Source organism: Vibrio sp., from assembly GCF_984391705.1.
The window spans coordinates 1-16,652 of sequence record NZ_CFHWOM010000066.1; the positions used below are offsets into that span (position 1 = coordinate 1).

A 16,652-nucleotide genomic window follows, 5' to 3' on the forward strand; every position below is an offset into this window, starting at 1 on the left:
GTTAGTAACCGAAGCTTGTTGGGTAAGTAAAGCTGCCTGTGTAAACAGAGCTGTTTAGCCAGAACGCTGCACTTGGTAAACCTTTCATAAATATCACCTTCTAAATCAATTAAAACAAAATAAACATATTGATTTCTCGGTTCCTTGGAGGCGACAAATCGGACTCATCCTTTGAGCATTTTCTCTTCGCTTTCGAAGTTGGTTACTAATATACCTCAAAGAAAATTAATTACAACAATTAAAGTGACAAATATCACATAAATTTAGAAAACTGATTAAGATCAAATTAAAACTGTAAGTTAATTACAAAAATGTCAGCTTGTGATGGATTTTTAGTTACAAGGGATAAGAATTCGTTTGCGTAAACAAAAAAGAAGAAATCACCAATCTGTGATTGCCTTACTGTTTTCTTACTTGCTTTCTCTACTACCTAGAGTCGCAGAGTGCTATGCTGTGCCCTCTATTTAATAGGTCAGATTCAGCTTTTTATTCTGTCTATACAAAAGTGTCTTACGACAAAATCTGGCATTATTCTTTTTAAGGAGTCATCCGTGTCTGAATTCCATTCTGAAATCAGCAACTTATCACCTGCTCCACTATGGCAGTTTTTCGATAAGATCTGTTCTATCCCTCATCCTTCTAAGCACGAAGAAGCGCTAGCACAATACATTGTGAACTGGGCTAGTGAGCAAGGCCTAGATGTTCGTCGTGATCCAACGGGCAACGTGTTCATTAAAAAGCCGGCGACACCGGGTATGGAAAACAAGAAAGGCGTCGTTTTGCAAGCGCACATCGATATGGTGCCGCAAAAGAATGAAGACACGGATCATGACTTCACTAAAGATCCAATCCAACCATATATTGATGGTGAGTGGGTAACCGCGAAAGGCACAACATTAGGTGCAGACAACGGTATGGGTATGGCTTCTTGTCTAGCAGTGCTTGCATCAACTGAAATTAAGCACGGCCCAATCGAAGTTCTGCTTACTGTTGATGAAGAAGCAGGCATGACAGGTGCGTTTGGTCTTGAAGCGGGTTGGTTAGAAGGTGAGATCCTTTTAAACACTGACTCTGAGCAAGAAGGCGAAGTGTACATGGGCTGTGCTGGCGGCATCGACGGTGAAATGACGTTCGATATCAAACGTGAAGCAATCCCAGAGGGTTACGTTACTCGCCAACTAGTGCTTAAAGGCCTAAAAGGCGGTCACTCTGGCTGTGATATTCACACCGGTCGTGGTAACGCCAACAAACTCGTTGCTCGTTTCCTTGCAGGTCACGCACAAGAGCTTGATCTTCGTCTAGTGGAATTCCGCGGTGGTAGCCTACGTAATGCAATTCCTCGCGAAGCATTCGTAACGGTAGCGGTTCCCGCGGAAAACGAAGCGAAACTTGCAGAGCTATTTGACTTCTACACTAACCTACTAAAAGCTGAACTAGGTAAAGTGGAAACGGACATTGTTTCTTTCAATGAAGCAATCGAAACAGATGCACAAGTTTTAGTCGTTGCGGACCAACAACGCTTTATTGCTGCGCTAAACGCATGTCCAAATGGCGTGATCCGCATGAGCGACGAAATCGAAGGCGTGGTAGAAACTTCTCTTAACGTGGGTGTTATCACAACAGAAGAGAACCAGATTCAAGTTCTATGTCTCGTTCGCTCACTAATCGACTCTGGTCGTCAACAAGTAGAAGGCACGCTGGCTTCTGTGGCTGAACTGGCAGGTGCACAAATTGAATTTTCTGGCGCTTACCCTGGTTGGAAACCAGACGCTGATTCTGAAATCATGGCGATCTTCCGTGATATGTATGAAGGCATCTACGGTCACAAACCAAACATCATGGTAATCCACGCAGGTCTTGAATGTGGTCTATTTAAAGAACCTTACCCGAACATGGATATGGTTTCTTTTGGCCCAACCATCAAATTCCCTCACTCGCCAGATGAAAAAGTGAAAATTGATACCGTTGCTCTATTCTGGGATCAAATGGTTGCACTTCTTGAAGCAATTCCTGAAAAGGCATAATTTGCTAAAATAGCAACATTCCATTAGAAAAACTTATCCCAAAAGCCAGCTCAGATTAGCTGGCTTTTTTATTGCCACTCTTTTTCTATCGATAAATAATTTTTGTCGTAACGGTATTATTTTTTCGTTAGTCACACCCATCCTTGGTTGCTACAGTCGCCCTCCTTGAAGCGCCTTTGGGTACATTCTTACCCTCTTCAAGCACAAGACTCGGCACAATTCGACCGTGTTATGTTGGGGATGCTCACTTCACTCGAGCGTCTTAAATACTCTCTAAAATTATGTTACTGCGATGAAAGAAAAACTATTAGTCGGTTGGCGAGAAACTCTTAGCCTGCCAGGTTTAGGTATTAATGAAATTAACGCAAAAATTGATACCGGAGCTAGGACGTCTTGCTTACACGCGTTCAAAGTAGAGAGCTTTAAAAAGGACGAAGCTCTGTGGGTCCGCTTCTGGATTCACCCAAAACAACATGACACGGATTTCGAAACAGTATGTGAAGCTAAAGTAATTGATGAGCGCATCGTACGCGACTCGGGTGGTCACGAAGAATCACGTTACGTTATCGAGTCAGAACTGAGCATTGGCGGAAAATGTTGGCCAATCGAAATTACTTTAACTAATCGCGAAAACATGGCTTTTCGCATGTTATTAGGTCGCACTGCAATGCACGATCGCATCATTGTCGACCCTGTTGAATCGTTTTTAGTCCCTTTCGAGGAAAGCAAATAATGAAAATTGGTATTCTGTCTCGCAACGCGAACCTGTACTCAACCAAGCGTCTAATTGAAGCGGCGGAAAGCCGTGGTCACGAAGTTAAAGTGATCGATGCGCTACGTTGTTACATGAATATCAACTCAGAGAAACCAGAGATCCACTTCAAAGGTGAAGAGCTGTCTGGCTTTGATGCGATTGTTCCTCGAATCGGTGCGTCTGTGACTTTCTACGGCACAGCGGTACTACGTCAATTCGAAATGATGGGCGTATATCCAGTTAATGAGTCAGTGGCAATCACTCGCTCACGCGACAAGCTTCGCTCTATGCAGCTACTGTCACGTAAAGGTATCGGCATGCCTATCACTGGCTTTGCAAGCAAACCTGATGACGTAAAAGACCTGCTTGAAATGGTTGGCGGTGCGCCAGTCGTTATTAAGCTACTAGAAGGTACTCAAGGTATCGGTGTAGTCCTGGCTGAAACTCGTAAAGCAGCAGAAAGCGTAGTTGAAGCATTCATGGGCTTAAAAGCAAACATCATGGTGCAAGAGTACATCAAAGAAGCGGGCGGCGCGGATATTCGCTGTTTCGTAATTGGTGACAAAGTGATTGCTGCGATGAAACGCCAAGGTGCTGAAGGCGAATTCCGCTCAAACCTGCACCGTGGTGGTAGTGCATCTTTAATCAAGATCACTCCAGAAGAGCGCCGTACTGCGGTAGCGGCTGCGAAGATAATGGGTCTAAATGTGGCTGGGGTGGATCTACTAAGATCAGACCGTGGTCCATTAGTCATGGAAGTAAACTCATCTCCAGGTCTTGAAGGTATTGAGGCCGCAACTGGTAAAGACATTGCTGGAATGATTGTCGAATTTATTGAGAAGAATGCGGCAAGCAAAAGGACTAAAACTCGTGGCAAAGGCTAAGAAGAATAGCGCATTTGAATTTCTCGGCGAGTCTATCTCGCCGGGAGAGCGTAAGGTTGTTGAGTTAGAAGCTGCGAAGCTTTATACCCATTCGCCTTTATCGATCCCTGTTGAGATCATCAATGGTAAACAAGCAGGACCAGTACTAATGGTCAATGCTGCGATCCATGGTGATGAGCTTAACGGCGTTGAAATTGTACGCCAGTTGATCAACACCATTGATGCTAGCAAGCTCAAAGGTACCGTGGTTGCTGTGCCAATCGTCAACGTATTTGGCTTTATTCATAAATCGCGTTACCTACCGGATCGACGCGATCTAAACCGCTGCTTCCCAGGAAGTGAGAAAGGTTCATTGGCATCACGTATGGCCAATACTTTCTTCTCTCAGGTTGCTAAGCGCTGTGATTACATTCTGGACTTACACACGGGTGCGATTCACCGCACTAACCTGCCACAAATTCGTGCAGATTTAAGTAACCCAGAAACACTTCGTATTGCTCAGGCGTTCGCTACGCCAGTGATAGTCGATGCTCCACTACGTGATGGTTCTCTGCGTAGCGAGGCTGAACGCCTGGGCATTCCGGTTCTGACTTACGAAGCGGGTGAAGCATTACGCTTTGAGCCGATTTGTATCAGTGCAGGTTTCATCGGTGTACAACGTGTGATGCAGGCGATTGGCATGCTGCGCTCAAGCCGTAAAAAGCTGCCAACACCAGTGATCGCCAAGTCCACTAGCTGGCTACGTGCTGAAAGTGATGGCATCTTACGTACGGTTGTGACACTGGGTGAGAAAGTTGAAAAAGGCCAGGTTCTGGCTTACATCAGCGCCCCACTTGGCCACAGTGAGATTGAACTCACCGCTCGTAAAGGCGGTATTGTTATCGGTCAACAGACACTACCTTTGGTCAACGAAGGCGATGCAATCTTTCACTTAGCTTACTTTGAGCAAGATGATGAAGAAGTGGAACAAGTGGTTGAAGAGTTCATTGAAGAGGTTACTGATCTTGACGTAGATCCTTTAACAACGGGTCAAATCAACGCTCCTGCTCAGTAAACTAAAGCTCTTAAAACAAAAAAGCCCGCATATCACTATGCGGGCTTTTTATTGTCTGTCGCTTTCCTGTTAGCCAAATGAAGCCCAGATAACCGTCGCGACTAGAATCGGACAAACAAACTTCACGTAGGCAGGCCATAACTTACCAAACCAGCCTTGAGTGAACTCAGGACAGCCCTGCTCTAGCTCTTTAATCTTTGAATGACGATTCCATATCCATCCACCAAATAAGCAGAACAACAGTGCCGCTGCTGGTTGCAGGTACTGAGTTGCAACCATCGCCACCAACCCAAACAGCTCGCCAAAGTTATAGACGATAACCACACTAAACAGAGCAATCAGACCGCCAAGTACCCAACTGGTTGGTGTACGTTTGGTGTTGAAACGTTCGCTTACCAGAGCAACAGGACACTCCAACATTGAAATCGACGAAGTCAACGCAGCAATGGTCAGTAGTAAGAAGAACACAATGGCAAATAGCTGACCAAGCAAGCCTAAACTATCAAACATCAGCGGCAGTACGGTAAATACCAAAGTATCAGAGCTTAGCAGTGACCCATCTTCAGCATAAATCTGTACGCCTTTTTGCATTGCGACAAACATAGCAGGCATCACGACCAGCCCGGCAATAAAGGCGACTGCGGTATCCACCAGCGTCACATTCATCGCCATCTTTGGCAGGTTCTCTTTCTTACTCAGGTAAGAGCCGTAAATCAGCATTGAACAGCCACCAATAGTGAGCGAGAAGAACCCTTGCCCCATTGCAGCTAGAATCAACTTACGGTCCATCACCTTCTCAAAGTCTGGGATCAAGTAATGCTTTAAACCTTCCATCGCGCCATTTTGCGTCATAATGTAGATAAACAGCAGACCAAATAAAATGAACAGAGCCGGCATCAAGCGTGTCGACCACTTCTCAATCCCTTCTTTAACGCCACCTTGAACAATTAAGATAGTGAGAACGTAAAAAGTAATCGTACCAAAAAGGTTACGTTCAACACTGAAGCCTTTAAACCAAGCAGTTGCCGCCTCCATACCTAACACGTCAGTTACAGCGCCAAGTAAGAAGCAGATCAACCAACCCCCGACGATGCTGTAGAAAGCCAATACCGCACTCGGTACACTTAAGCCTATCCAACCAACGGCAGCACCAACACGCTTACCAACTGGGTTACTGGTAAGTGAGCGCATACTATCAACTGGATTAGCTTGGCCGTGGCGACCAATTGCCATTTCAACCACCAACATCGGAAACGCAACCACAAGGATCATCACTAGATAGACCAGTAAGAAAGCGCCGCCGCCATTACTTGCTGCTTGGGTAGGAAAACCCCATATGTTGCCAAGACCAACGGCAGCGCCTGCTGCTGCGAGAATAAAACCAAGACGGGAGCCAAAATGCTCACGAGATTGAGAGGAATCTGCCTGTGCCATACTTCTTAATTCGCACCAATGAACTAGTTAACTAGTACAATAATACAAAAAACCACCCCAAACAACACAAGCAGAACTAAATAAAGGCTACTAGGTTAAATTACAGCCACAATGATCTGTAAATAAACCAATACACGGAGCTATATAAGATAAGGATAGACTACTGATTGGTTACGCCCGTTACCTTTCGCTTGATATAAAGCTTTATCAGCCACTAAAAACGTATCCTGCAATTTATCAAGTTGTTGTTTTCCACAATCAGCGACACCAATCGACACTGTTAAATGGGAAGAGATGGGCGAATATTCATGGCGTATATCGATCTGCTCAATAGCCGCTCTTAACCATTCAGCTTCCTTGTTATTATCTATGGTAGCGTCAGAGTTTAAGACCACACAAAACTCTTCCCCACCAAAGCGAGCAACAAATTTCGAGCACTCGGTTGGCGCTCGTTTCAACATACTCGCAACTTGCTGCAAAACACTATCTCCCTCAATATGACCATAGTGATCATTAAATGGTTTAAAGTAATCAATGTCGATTAACAGTAGACTTGTATAATGCGAGTGGTCACCATCAACTAGTGAACTCCAATGCTGCTGAAGGCTGCGTCGATTTCCAACTTTAGTCAACGCATCATGTAAGGCTATCCATTCGAGCTCACGCTGCTTACTTTCAAGTTGATTAAAGACTTCATTGATCCGATAAACAAAATCACGCATCTCGTAAGAAATAAAAGTGTCTTGCTCTGTCAACTGAGAAGACTCGCCGCTCATCAATCTGTCTAACGCACTCCGCGCTCGCTTAATCGGCCTAACCATGATGTGCACAACACTTAAGTTGAAGGCAAACATAAAGACTGCAAAGGCAAAAACCGCGGACAATTCTCCCCAAGTGATAAATGCGGGAATCTTTACTGCGTGGTGAACTACAATGAAAACCGTTGAATCGTTTTGGTAGTCGATCTTCTCTATAACCGAAGTATTCTTTTGAGGTTGAACAGGAACACTTTCTGTGTCCTGCTTTGTTTTGATCTGTACCTCAAGTCCAGTGGCTTGCTTCAAAGTGCGACTAAACCCTAATCCAACAGGCTTTATCAACATCATGTAGCCCTTATCACAGTCAACGCCATCACTGTTACAAACTCTAGATGTTGCCAAAAGATGAGGTTGGCCATTTAAGACCAAAAACTTCACAAAAGGATTAATTTGATCCGTGCGCGAACGCAAACTATCGGCCAACAAAGCGCCGAATTTGTAGCGAATTTCGTCGTAAGAGAGCTCTTTGTTATAGATATAATCGTACAGTCTTCCCCAGACTAGGCTTACGTTGCTGTCAAAGATAAAGACACCATTCACTTGTAATGCCGAAAATGAGTGTTCATTAATGCTATCTTTAAGCAGGTCGTCATTGTTTCCCTCAATAAAATCCACCACTTCATCCCAAGCAGCGTAATCCATAATGCTCTTCGCTAGATCATTTTTTTGCAGTGTAATTAAGGTCTTCACTCGACGAACTTCTTCCTCCTGTTGAGAGATCGCTTGCTCAACAGCTGAATCGTATGTCCAGAAATATCGGAAAGAGAGGTAACAAAAGACGAACGTCACCGCCATCATTATGGAAGCAAGGACCGTGAGTTGCTTAATAGAAAAGTTAGATATCTGCACGCAATGTTTAATACGCTAATCCTGATTGAGCGGGAATTAAATACAATCCTGTATAGATTGTCTACAAAAAGAGCACCTAGTTGGTGCTCTTTAAGTTTAGATGGTGAATACTTGATAATCCTTAAGTTGAGGAATTTTCTTATGCAGTTGCTGCTCTTGTTCCGCAATTTCCTCGAGTGAGTCACAGAACTCTTCACTCTGTTGCTCCACTTCAGACTGATGCTCTTCGATACGCTTTGCTATACGCTCTTTAAGCTCTGACATTGAATTTGCCATCTCCGTCAGATTGAGCCCACCTTCTTGTTTCATCTTGTCAGACATGGCACCAAAGGCACTAGTGATAAATTCTTCATTAAACAGCTCCATTGCCTTATCTAAATCTTCACTCCAAGTATCAGATAGCGAGGCAAAACTATCGGCAGGAAGAATTAAATCGCCGTTTTTATAGTAGCGAGCTTCAATATCCGCATAAAACTCTTTCATCGACTGCTTTACCCCCTCGAAAGCTTCTGGTGCATCAAAGCTCTCAGCGACATCGTCGACAATATCGTTTGCCAACGCTAAACCATCCTGCGCGATTTGCTTAGCTCGAGGTAAATAGTCATTGAGACTATCGCGATACTCATCCACAGCCTTCTTCTGATTAGCATCTAGCTCAATTCTATCGCCATGAATGGTCAGATTATTTTGCTCATCGATAATCGCGGTGTCACCACTGGCTTGGTGAATTTCTAACTTGTTACCGCTAAGGTGAATTTCGTTTTTTAAATCGACTTTACATTGAGCCGCATATACATGGCTCGAAACCAGTAATGGAAGTGTCAGTAATACCTTTTTCATGCTCTTCTCACTATGTTGATTCAGCATTACCATAGCAAAGCCAAATACTAATTATGTCAGCTTATGGTTTCTATTTGGTAACAAAACGTCGTTGATGACACTTGATACTCAAACTCATCACCAACTGACTTACCTTTTAAACCGCTGCCTAATGGTGATTGAAAGGTCACTAACAAAACTTCATGTCCCTTCCATTGAACCTTCAACCCGCCAGCACAAGGAACGACAAAGAAGTACCTAGTGATATCATCAAGATCAACCACAGATACCAAGCTGCCAAGTACCACTTTTTCATTCTGTGAAGGCAGAGTTAGTTCACGTATTAATTGAATTTCCTGCTCGCACTCTTGCAGGCGCATTGACTGACCATGCGCTAAATAGGCCGCTTCCAAAGCAAGAGTGTCATACTTGTGTTCAGGTACAGTCTCTTCGTCAGTGGCGGACTCAACTGCTCTTTCCACTGAGCTTTTGGCGACTTGCCACTTTTCCTCTAGCAAATCGAGGATTATTTGTTTTAGTTCCAACTTATTCATACTAAAACCATGTTCCATTGACACGAATCCCCCTAGAATAGTGTGCATCGCAAATGAAAGATACCGGCAAAAGGCGCTATGAGTCACTCAAACCAAGAATTCGATATCCTGCAAGCACTGAGGCACACCTTTGGCTTCGAATCTCTTCGAACTGGCCAACAACAAGTGATCGAAAATGTACTCCAGAGGCGCTCCTCTGCCGCGATCTTTCCCACCGGTTCTGGGAAATCTCTCTGCTATCAACTTCCGGCGGTAATGCTGCCTCATCTAACCTTGGTCGTTTCGCCACTGTTAGCGTTAATGAAAGACCAACTCGCTTTTCTCAATAGTAAACAAGTCCCCGCAGCTTCCATTGACTCAAGCCAGAGCCGAGAAGAAACTTTACAAGTAATGGAAGGAGTTAAGCAGGGACAAATCAAAATATTGATGATTTCCGTAGAGCGGCTGAAAAATGAGCGTTTTCGCCAATTTATCTCACAAGTACCTATTTCTTTGCTCGTTGTTGATGAGGCGCACTGCATTTCTGAATGGGGGCATAACTTTCGCCCTGACTACTTAAAATTACCTCACTATCAGCAAGAACTTAACATCCCTCAGGTGCTGTTGCTGACAGCAACTGCAACCCAAGCAGTTGTCCAAGACATGCAAACTAAATTCTCTATTGAGCCTGACGATGTCATCACGACCGGCTTTTATCGCTCTAACCTCGATATCACCGTTTCTCCTTGCAAGGATGAGGAAAAACCAGAAACCTTGGTTGATCTTCTCCAATCAGACCCGACACTCCCTACCATTGTTTATGTGACCCTCCAAAGTGCAGCGGAGCAAGTCGCTACCCTGCTCAGGGACAGCGGTATTAACGCCAACGCCTATCACGCTGGTATGGATAATGAAGCGAGAGAGCAAATACAACGTCAGTTCATGAGTGGAAACATTGACTGTATTGTTGCCACTATTGCTTTTGGTATGGGGGTGGATAAGTCTGATATACGCCGCGTAATTCACTACGATTTACCCAAATCTATCGAAAACTACGCCCAAGAAATAGGTCGAGCGGGACGTGATGGAAAAGCCTCACAATGTATTCTTCTCGCAAACCAAAATGGTGTTAGCACACTCGAAAATTTCGTTTATGGAGACACTCCCGAAGCGAGTGAAATAGAATACGTACTGAACCAAGTTCAACAACCGGACTCGCAATGGGAAGTTGTACTCAGCCGACTCTCATCAGAATGTAATATTCGCCAACTCCCATTAAAAACTCTGTTGGTCTACATGGAAATGGAAGGCTTAATCACATCACAATACAGCTATTTTGCTGATTATCGCTTCAAATTCTTAGCAGATAAACAATTCATCATTGACCAGTTCAACCCAGAACGCCGCCAGTTTATTCAAGCTCTATTCAACTGCGCGCCGCAAGCAAGAACCTGGTGTCAAGTGGACTTCGATACCTTATGGCAGCAGTTTCAAGGTGAGCGTTCACGAGCCATTGCTGCGCTCGATTATTTCAATGAGAAAGGGTGGATAGAGCTGGAAAGCAAGTTAATCACTGAAGTGTACCGCACTCAGCCTACACCTAACATGCCACGCCTAGCGGAGAAACTCGCTGATTTATTCAAAGAAAAAGAAACCAGCGACGTTACGCGCATTCATCACCTACTGGCTTTTTTCCAGTCTGAACAATGTTTAAGTCATAAGCTTGCAGCCTATTTCAATGACTTTAACGCCCCAGAACGTTGTGGACACTGTAGTGTTTGTCGAGGTAATGTCGCCCAGTTACCTAAGCATCTTCCTTTAGAAGAGAATCCACAGCAGATCGTCACTTGGCTTGGTCAGCTAGATGAAAAAGCTAACACTCACCTATCGCCTCTACTTAAAACCAAATTTCTCTGTGGGATCACGACCCCTAAGTTGACTAAGTTAAAAGCTCGCTCACTCACAGGCTTTGGTAAGTTTGAATCCGTACCTTTTGCTCAAGTGAAACAGTGGGTAGAAGAAAGTTGATACAACCGCACTTAAAAGAAGCTCAGCTGCTTGGTTTGAGCTTCTGGCTTTAGCATCACACTTAAGCCAAGTAAGCGGATTTCACGACCATTTTGTCGCTTCAGAATATCGCGCAGCAACTGTTTGAAGTAGTCAAGTTCCAGCTCTGAATGTATGTGCTCAATCGTGGTGAGTTGGAAGTCAGCAAATTTGAGCTTGATTCCTTGCTTAATAATCGCCTTGTCTGGAGAAGCTTTTATCAAACGTTTTTCTAGTTCAGGGTAAAGCTTATCTTCAATGACGTGCCAGCATTGATCATAGCTCGAAATGTTTTCTGCAAATGTGCGCTCCACGCCAACCGATTTTCGCTCTCGCTCTACCACAACTTCGCGCGTATCGATGCCATGACTTTTCTTCCATAACGATGCGCCTAATCGGCCAAACTTAAGCAATAGTTCACGATAGTCACTTTGTTTAATGTCTTTGCCAACGAAGTAACCCGCCTGATGCAGTTTTTCTAAGCTCACCTTCCCTACGCCTGGAATTTTTTCCAGTGGCAGTTTATCCACTTCTTCTTGAACCATGCTTGGCGGAATCACATATTGACCGTTGGGCTTATTCATATCCGATGCGACTTTAGCCAAGAATTTGACTGGCGCAATGCCTGCCGACGCAGTCAAACTCAATTCGTTATAGATGTCGCGACGAATGGCTTCTGCAATAAGAGTCGCCGAACCATGACATTGAACAGAGTCCGTTACGTCCAAGTACGCTTCATCCAAAGAAAGCGGTTCGATCAAAGAAGTATAGCGGGAGAAAATCTCTCGGATTTGCTGTGATACTTGCTTATATACGTGCATTCTGCCTGGCACAACCAATAGATGGGGACACAGTTGCAAGGCTTTAGCCGTCGGCATCGCGCTACGAATACCAAACTTTCTCGCTTCATAGTTACATGTACTCAGTACCCCACGCTGCTTCTCATGTCCACCGACAGCAAGGGGCCGACCTCGATAACTTGGGTTATCCCGCATTTCTACCGCAGCATAAAAACAGTCCATGTCTACATGGATTATCTTTTTCACCTTTTCGCCGCTCATTATCACGCCCAAAAACAGCTGTACACATGCACAGTATAACCTATATTTCTAAGCATCCAATAGCGTGGCAGAGTGTCAATTTTTTCACACTGGTTATAGAACTATCAGAATATATAGTTATTATTAAGTGGAAGTCTCTGTTGATAAGGAGTAGGAGCTTGAGCAATAAAGTGTTGGTCGTCGAAGACAGTCGGGCCTACCGTAATTACCTTGTTCAACAACTCGAATCTCTGGGTTGTGAAGTAGTCGGATGTGAAACATACCAAGAAACCCAGCAAGCACTTAGTGCGCATGAAGGTTTTCATTTTGCGGTTTTAGATTACTGCTTACCAGACGCTCAAGATGGCGAAGTGATTGACTTAGTATTAAGTCAAAATCAGAAAGTTATCGTCCTGACCGGAACGTTTAACGAGCACACTCGTGAGCATTTTCTTGCAAAAGGGGTTGTCGACTATATAACAAAAGACAGCATGGCTTCGGTTTCTTATCTTCTACCATTAGCCAAACGGTTGATTAACAATGTTAACCATCACGCCTTGGTCGTCGATGATTCAAAAACGGTGAGACGTCATGTAACTCAATTACTTGAGCACCAATACATAAAAACAACCCAAGCGGAAAATGGCAGCGAAGCACTGCATAAGTTAGCAGAAAATAGTGACATAACCTTTATCATTACTGATCATGATATGCCGAGTAAAGATGGCATCACAATGACTCGGGAGATTCGCCAGCAATACGACAAAAATAGCCTCGCTATCCTGGGTTTATCAGGTAGTGATGATAGCACCATGACTGCACGATTCCTGAAAGCAGGGGCCAATGACTTCCTACATAAACCGTTCAACCATGAAGAATTTTATTGCCGTGTCCATCAATTGCTGGATATGAAAGAGGCCACAGACAACCTTTATCGTATGGCAAATCAAGATGCCCTAACTGGCTTGTGGAACCGGCGATTCCTATTTAATCAAGCATGTTCAGGTTGCGAGAAGCGCAGCATTGCTATGCTCGATATCGACCACTTTAAGAAAGTGAATGATACCTATGGTCACGATGGCGGTGACTCAGCATTGGTTACTGTCGCTAATATTCTCAAGATTTATTTCCCAGATGAAGTGGTTGTGCGCTTCGGAGGCGAAGAGTTTTGCATTCAGTCATGCTCAGAAGACGATGAATTCATAACTCGACTTGAAAAAATGCGTCAGCGAATAGAGAAAACGCCAATAAAGCATGGTGAGAGTAAGATTGAAGTAACCATCAGTATAGGAGTATGCTCCGTAGAAGGTACTCTTGACGAGCAAATAAAGATAGCCGACGACCGCCTCTACGTCGCGAAAGAGAAAGGGCGCAATCAGCTTATTTCCTCCGACTAATGGACTACCAAAAAGCCCAGGCAAATTACCTGGGCTTTTTGTTTATAACGAGACCGCGAATTTAAGCAATGCGATCTTTCTCCCATGCCGCTAATTTCTCTTGGCGTGCAGCTTCTCGAGCTTCGCGCTTTTTGCGTGCATCACATGGTTCAGGGCAGTTACAAACTTTATCGATGCCTACTGCACCTAAACCACCACAACTGCCTTTTACTACTTTTTTCTGGACGATATAACCGATCGACATTGCTGCAATCACGGCCATAAACACACCGAAGGTAATTAAAAATGTACTCATAATGACATGCTCACTCAGATATTATTTTTTCATGTATGGCTTATAGGCCGAAGAAGCGAGTTCTTGGAAGCCTTCATCGGTTTTTACAATCATAAATACCGGAATATTGTTTTCCTCAGCGACTTTCATTCCTTGCTGTTCACCAAGCACCATCAGGCCAGTTGCCAAGCCATCAGCGGTCATAGACGATTTATCCAAAACGGTCACCGAGACCACTTTATGGCTAATTGGTTTACCCGTTTCTGGATTGATAATGTGCGAGTACCGTACTCCATCACGCTCAAAATAATTACGATAATCACCTGAAGTTGCGATAGCCATATCGCCAGGTTCAATAATCTCTTGAATCGAGCGCTCTTCCACTGAAGGCTTCTCTATCGCGATACGCCATGCAACACCTTCACGGTTTACACCTTTTAAGCGCATTTCGCCACCGACTTCAACCATGTAGTTTAGGATACCTTGCGCTTGAATGTAATCAGCAACCACATCAACCCCCCAGCCTTTAGCAATCGTTGAAAGGTCAACATAAAGGTGCGGAATATCTTTTTTCAGCGTGTTGCCTTGCACAGACAAGTGGTGAATACCTGTCATCGCCTTACGTTCACTAAGCTCATCATCGGTTGGAACTACCTCTGGACGAGCTTCAGGTCCAAACCCCCACAGGTTAACCAATGGACCTACAGTGACATCCAACGCGCCTAATGTTAGACCGTTGAGACGGATCGCTTCTTTCACCACAGTTGCAGTTTGCGGAGAAACATCAAACGCATCCGGTGACTGGCTCTGATTAAAACGACTCAGTTCTGAGTCTTTGCGATAGGTCGACATTTGGTCGTTTACTTCTTCAAGCAAACGGTCCACTTCTTTTTGTAGTGCTTCAGGAGAAGGAGATCCTTCAGGCGCTATGTATTTAATATTGTAAGTAGTCCCCATTGTTGGGCCACTTAGGTGAACTTGCTCAGCTGGTTTTTCACAACCAGCCAAAACCAATAGAGAAGCAAACGCAACAAGCCACTTTTTCACTTGTTAACTCCTATTGTCATTTATTAAATGGATAGAGGGAAAGAGACTCCTGTCAATCAACCTTACCTCTATCGATTCGAAAACCGAAAAAGAAATGGCTGACTCAATCGAGCCAGCCATAAATTCAATCACTTAGGTAGATTAACCACCGAAGTCATCTAGTAGGATGTTCTCATCCTCTACACCTAGATCTTTAAGCATGCCGATAACAGCTGCGTTCATCATCGGTGGACCACACATGTAGTACTCACAATCTTCAGGAGCTTCGTGATCCTTCAGGTAGTTTTCGTACAGTACGTTGTGGATGAAGCCTGTGTAACCATCCCAGTTATCTTCTGGCATAGGGTCAGACAGAGCACAGTGCCAAACGAAGTTATCGTTTTCAGCTTGTAGGCCGTCAAAGTCTTCAACGTAGAACATTTCACGCTTAGAACGCGCACCGTACCAGAAAGACATCTTACGAGTAGAATTAAGACGCTTAAGCTGGTCGAAGATGTGCGAACGCATTGGCGCCATACCAGCACCACCACCAACGAAGACCATCTCGTTGTCTGTGTCTTTCGCAAAGAACTCACCAAATGGACCAGAAATAGTACACTTGTCGCCTTCTTTTAGAGACCAGATGAACGAAGACATGATACCTGGTGGTACATCAGGATTATTAGGCGGCGGCGTAGCGATACGCACGTTTAGCATAATAATGCCTTCTTCTTCTGGGTAGTTAGCCATTGAGTAAGCACGGATTGTTTCTTCGTTAACCTTAGACTCGTAACGGAATAGGTTAAACTTGTCCCAATCTTCACGGTACTCTTCTGGTACGTCGAAGTCAGCGTATTTCACGTGGTGAGCAGGAGCTTCAATCTGGATGTAACCACCAGCACGGAAAGGTACTGATTCGCCATCTGGAATTTGTAGCTTAAGCTCTTTGATGAATGTTGCTTTGTTATCGTTAGAGATAACAGTACATTCCCACTTCTTAACGCCGAAGATTTCTTCAGGAAGTTCGATGTCCATGTCAGTTTTCATTGCTACCTGACACGCTAGACGTTCACCTTCACGAGCTTCACCTTTACTGATGTGGTCAAGCTCAGTAGGTAGAATATCGCCACCGCCTGATTTAACTTTTACGCGACACTGACCACAAGAGCCACCGCCACCACAAGCAGAAGATACGAATACACCAGCACCTGCTAGAGCACCCAGAAGCTTACCGCCTGGTTGTGTAACGATCGCCAGATTTGGGTCTTCGTTCACAGAAATTGTAATGTCACCTGATGGTACTAGTTTAGATTTAGCGAACAGAATCACTAAAACTAGCGCCAAAATAATCAGGGTAAACATCACTACACCAAAAATAATAGTATTCATGACTATTCCTTTAATTGCTGCCGTTTACCCGACTTACAGTTGAACACCAGAGAAAGACATAAAGCCTAACGCCATAAGACCAACTGTGATGAACGTAATACCAAGACCACGTAGACCTGGAGGTACGTCAGAGTACTTCATCTTCTCACGGATACCTGCTAACGCAACGATAGCTAGCATCCAGCCCACACCAGAACCGAAGCCGTAAACAACAGATTCAGCAAAGTTGTAGTCACGTGTAACCATGAAAGACACACCACCGAAGATCGCACAGTTTACTGTGATCAGCGGTAGGAAGATGCCTAGCGCGT

The 16,652-nt window shown here is 44.4% G+C and carries 16 protein-coding genes; 6 read left to right on the forward strand and 10 right to left on the reverse strand.

Annotated elements, in window-relative coordinates; translation table 11 throughout:
- Position 1: 1 nt before the first annotated feature.
- Complete coding sequence (gene vcdP, locus AC4MRV_RS19375; protein ID WP_486679393.1) at positions 2 to 88, reverse strand: small protein VcdP; 87 nt, start codon at positions 86 to 88, stop codon at positions 2 to 4.
- Between the two features lie 463 nt (positions 89 to 551).
- Here vcdP and AC4MRV_RS19380 point away from each other — a divergent pair, with 463 nt between their 5' ends.
- From AC4MRV_RS19380 to AC4MRV_RS19395, 4 genes are all read left to right on the forward strand, one after another.
- Positions 552 to 2,024, forward strand: a complete 1,473-nt coding sequence (locus AC4MRV_RS19380; RefSeq protein ID WP_491188947.1) for an aminoacyl-histidine dipeptidase — start codon at positions 552 to 554, stop codon at positions 2,022 to 2,024.
- 292 nt (positions 2,025 to 2,316) lie between these two features.
- Positions 2,317 to 2,757 (forward strand): ATP-dependent zinc protease family protein, encoded by a 441-nt coding sequence (locus AC4MRV_RS19385; RefSeq protein WP_427014707.1) that lies wholly within the window; start codon positions 2,317 to 2,319, stop codon positions 2,755 to 2,757.
- Entirely contained in the window at positions 2,757 to 3,662 is a 906-nt protein-coding gene (rimK, locus tag AC4MRV_RS19390; RefSeq protein WP_005473485.1) for a 30S ribosomal protein S6--L-glutamate ligase, read from the forward strand. Before AC4MRV_RS19385 ends, rimK begins: the two co-directional genes overlap by 1 nt.
- Entirely contained in the window at positions 3,622 to 4,716 is a 1,095-nt protein-coding gene (locus AC4MRV_RS19395; RefSeq protein ID WP_491188948.1) for a succinylglutamate desuccinylase/aspartoacylase family protein, read from the forward strand. Before rimK ends, AC4MRV_RS19395 begins: the two co-directional genes overlap by 41 nt.
- Before the next feature lie 69 nt (positions 4,717 to 4,785).
- Here AC4MRV_RS19395 and AC4MRV_RS19400 read toward each other — a convergent pair whose 3' ends face one another.
- The 4 genes from AC4MRV_RS19400 to AC4MRV_RS19415 form a co-directional block, all read right to left on the reverse strand.
- Positions 4,786 to 6,150: a sodium-dependent transporter gene (locus AC4MRV_RS19400; RefSeq protein ID WP_491188949.1), complete on the reverse strand. Its 1,365-nt coding sequence runs from the start codon at positions 6,148 to 6,150 to the stop codon at positions 4,786 to 4,788.
- A gap of 140 nt (positions 6,151 to 6,290) precedes the next feature.
- Positions 6,291 to 7,817 carry a sensor domain-containing diguanylate cyclase gene (locus tag AC4MRV_RS19405; RefSeq protein ID WP_491188950.1) on the reverse strand — a complete coding sequence of 509 codons (1,527 nt, stop codon included), beginning with the start codon at positions 7,815 to 7,817 and terminating at the stop codon, positions 6,291 to 6,293.
- A 96-nt stretch (positions 7,818 to 7,913) separates the two neighbouring features.
- Positions 7,914 to 8,657: a YggN family protein gene (locus tag AC4MRV_RS19410; protein ID WP_491188951.1), complete on the reverse strand. Its 744-nt coding sequence runs from the start codon at positions 8,655 to 8,657 to the stop codon at positions 7,914 to 7,916.
- A gap of 56 nt (positions 8,658 to 8,713) precedes the next feature.
- Positions 8,714 to 9,190 carry a GreA/GreB family elongation factor gene (locus AC4MRV_RS19415; protein WP_491188952.1) on the reverse strand — a complete coding sequence of 159 codons (477 nt, stop codon included), beginning with the start codon at positions 9,188 to 9,190 and terminating at the stop codon, positions 8,714 to 8,716.
- 78 nt (positions 9,191 to 9,268) lie between these two features.
- Between AC4MRV_RS19415 and AC4MRV_RS19420 the strand changes: the two genes are divergently transcribed.
- The gene (locus tag AC4MRV_RS19420) at positions 9,269 to 11,197 is read left to right on the forward strand and encodes a RecQ family ATP-dependent DNA helicase (RefSeq protein ID WP_491188953.1); all 1,929 of its coding nucleotides are present in this window, start codon (positions 9,269 to 9,271) and stop codon (positions 11,195 to 11,197) included.
- Between the two features lie 11 nt (positions 11,198 to 11,208).
- Here AC4MRV_RS19420 and dinB read toward each other — a convergent pair whose 3' ends face one another.
- A complete protein-coding gene (gene dinB / locus AC4MRV_RS19425; protein WP_491188954.1) occupies positions 11,209 to 12,276 on the reverse strand; it encodes a DNA polymerase IV in 1,068 nt (355 codons plus the stop codon).
- A gap of 158 nt (positions 12,277 to 12,434) precedes the next feature.
- Here dinB and AC4MRV_RS19430 point away from each other — a divergent pair, with 158 nt between their 5' ends.
- Positions 12,435 to 13,652, forward strand: coding sequence for a GGDEF domain-containing response regulator (locus tag AC4MRV_RS19430; RefSeq protein WP_491188955.1), 1,218 nt, complete (start codon positions 12,435 to 12,437; stop codon positions 13,650 to 13,652).
- A gap of 61 nt (positions 13,653 to 13,713) precedes the next feature.
- Here AC4MRV_RS19430 and nqrM read toward each other — a convergent pair whose 3' ends face one another.
- The 4 genes from nqrM to AC4MRV_RS19450 form a co-directional block, all read right to left on the reverse strand.
- Positions 13,714 to 13,947: a (Na+)-NQR maturation NqrM gene (gene nqrM, locus AC4MRV_RS19435; RefSeq protein WP_491188956.1), complete on the reverse strand. Its 234-nt coding sequence runs from the start codon at positions 13,945 to 13,947 to the stop codon at positions 13,714 to 13,716.
- A 21-nt stretch (positions 13,948 to 13,968) separates the two neighbouring features.
- Entirely contained in the window at positions 13,969 to 14,973 is a 1,005-nt protein-coding gene (locus AC4MRV_RS19440; RefSeq protein WP_491188957.1) for an FAD:protein FMN transferase, read from the reverse strand.
- 141 nt (positions 14,974 to 15,114) lie between these two features.
- Positions 15,115 to 16,341, reverse strand: a complete 1,227-nt coding sequence (gene nqrF, locus AC4MRV_RS19445) for an NADH:ubiquinone reductase (Na(+)-transporting) subunit F (RefSeq protein WP_491188958.1) — start codon at positions 16,339 to 16,341, stop codon at positions 15,115 to 15,117.
- Positions 16,342 to 16,374: 33 nt separating this feature from the next.
- A partial coding sequence (locus AC4MRV_RS19450) for an Rnf-Nqr domain containing protein (RefSeq protein WP_491188959.1) occupies positions 16,375 to 16,652 on the reverse strand: 278 nt, incomplete at its 5' end.

Bases quoted from the DNA above. Each gene is read 5' to 3' on its own strand.
- nqrF (WP_491188958.1), bottom strand. From the start codon at position 16,341: ATGAATACTATTATTTTTGGTGTAGTGATGTTTACCCTGATTATTTTG.
- AC4MRV_RS19385 (WP_427014707.1), top strand. From the start codon at position 2,317: ATGAAAGAAAAACTATTAGTCGGTTGGCGAGAAACTCTTAGCCTGCCA.
- AC4MRV_RS19420 (WP_491188953.1), top strand. From the start codon at position 9,269: ATGAGTCACTCAAACCAAGAATTCGATATCCTGCAAGCACTGAGGCAC.
- AC4MRV_RS19395 (WP_491188948.1), top strand. From the start codon at position 3,622: ATGCGGCAAGCAAAAGGACTAAAACTCGTGGCAAAGGCTAAGAAGAAT.
- vcdP (WP_486679393.1), bottom strand. From the start codon at position 88: ATGAAAGGTTTACCAAGTGCAGCGTTCTGGCTAAACAGCTCTGTTTAC.
- dinB (WP_491188954.1), bottom strand. From the start codon at position 12,276: ATGAGCGGCGAAAAGGTGAAAAAGATAATCCATGTAGACATGGACTGT.
- AC4MRV_RS19415 (WP_491188952.1), bottom strand. From the start codon at position 9,190: ATGAATAAGTTGGAACTAAAACAAATAATCCTCGATTTGCTAGAGGAA.
- nqrM (WP_491188956.1), bottom strand. From the start codon at position 13,947: ATGAGTACATTTTTAATTACCTTCGGTGTGTTTATGGCCGTGATTGCA.
- rimK (WP_005473485.1), top strand. From the start codon at position 2,757: ATGAAAATTGGTATTCTGTCTCGCAACGCGAACCTGTACTCAACCAAG.
- AC4MRV_RS19400 (WP_491188949.1), bottom strand. From the start codon at position 6,150: ATGGCACAGGCAGATTCCTCTCAATCTCGTGAGCATTTTGGCTCCCGT.
- AC4MRV_RS19410 (WP_491188951.1), bottom strand. From the start codon at position 8,657: ATGAAAAAGGTATTACTGACACTTCCATTACTGGTTTCGAGCCATGTA.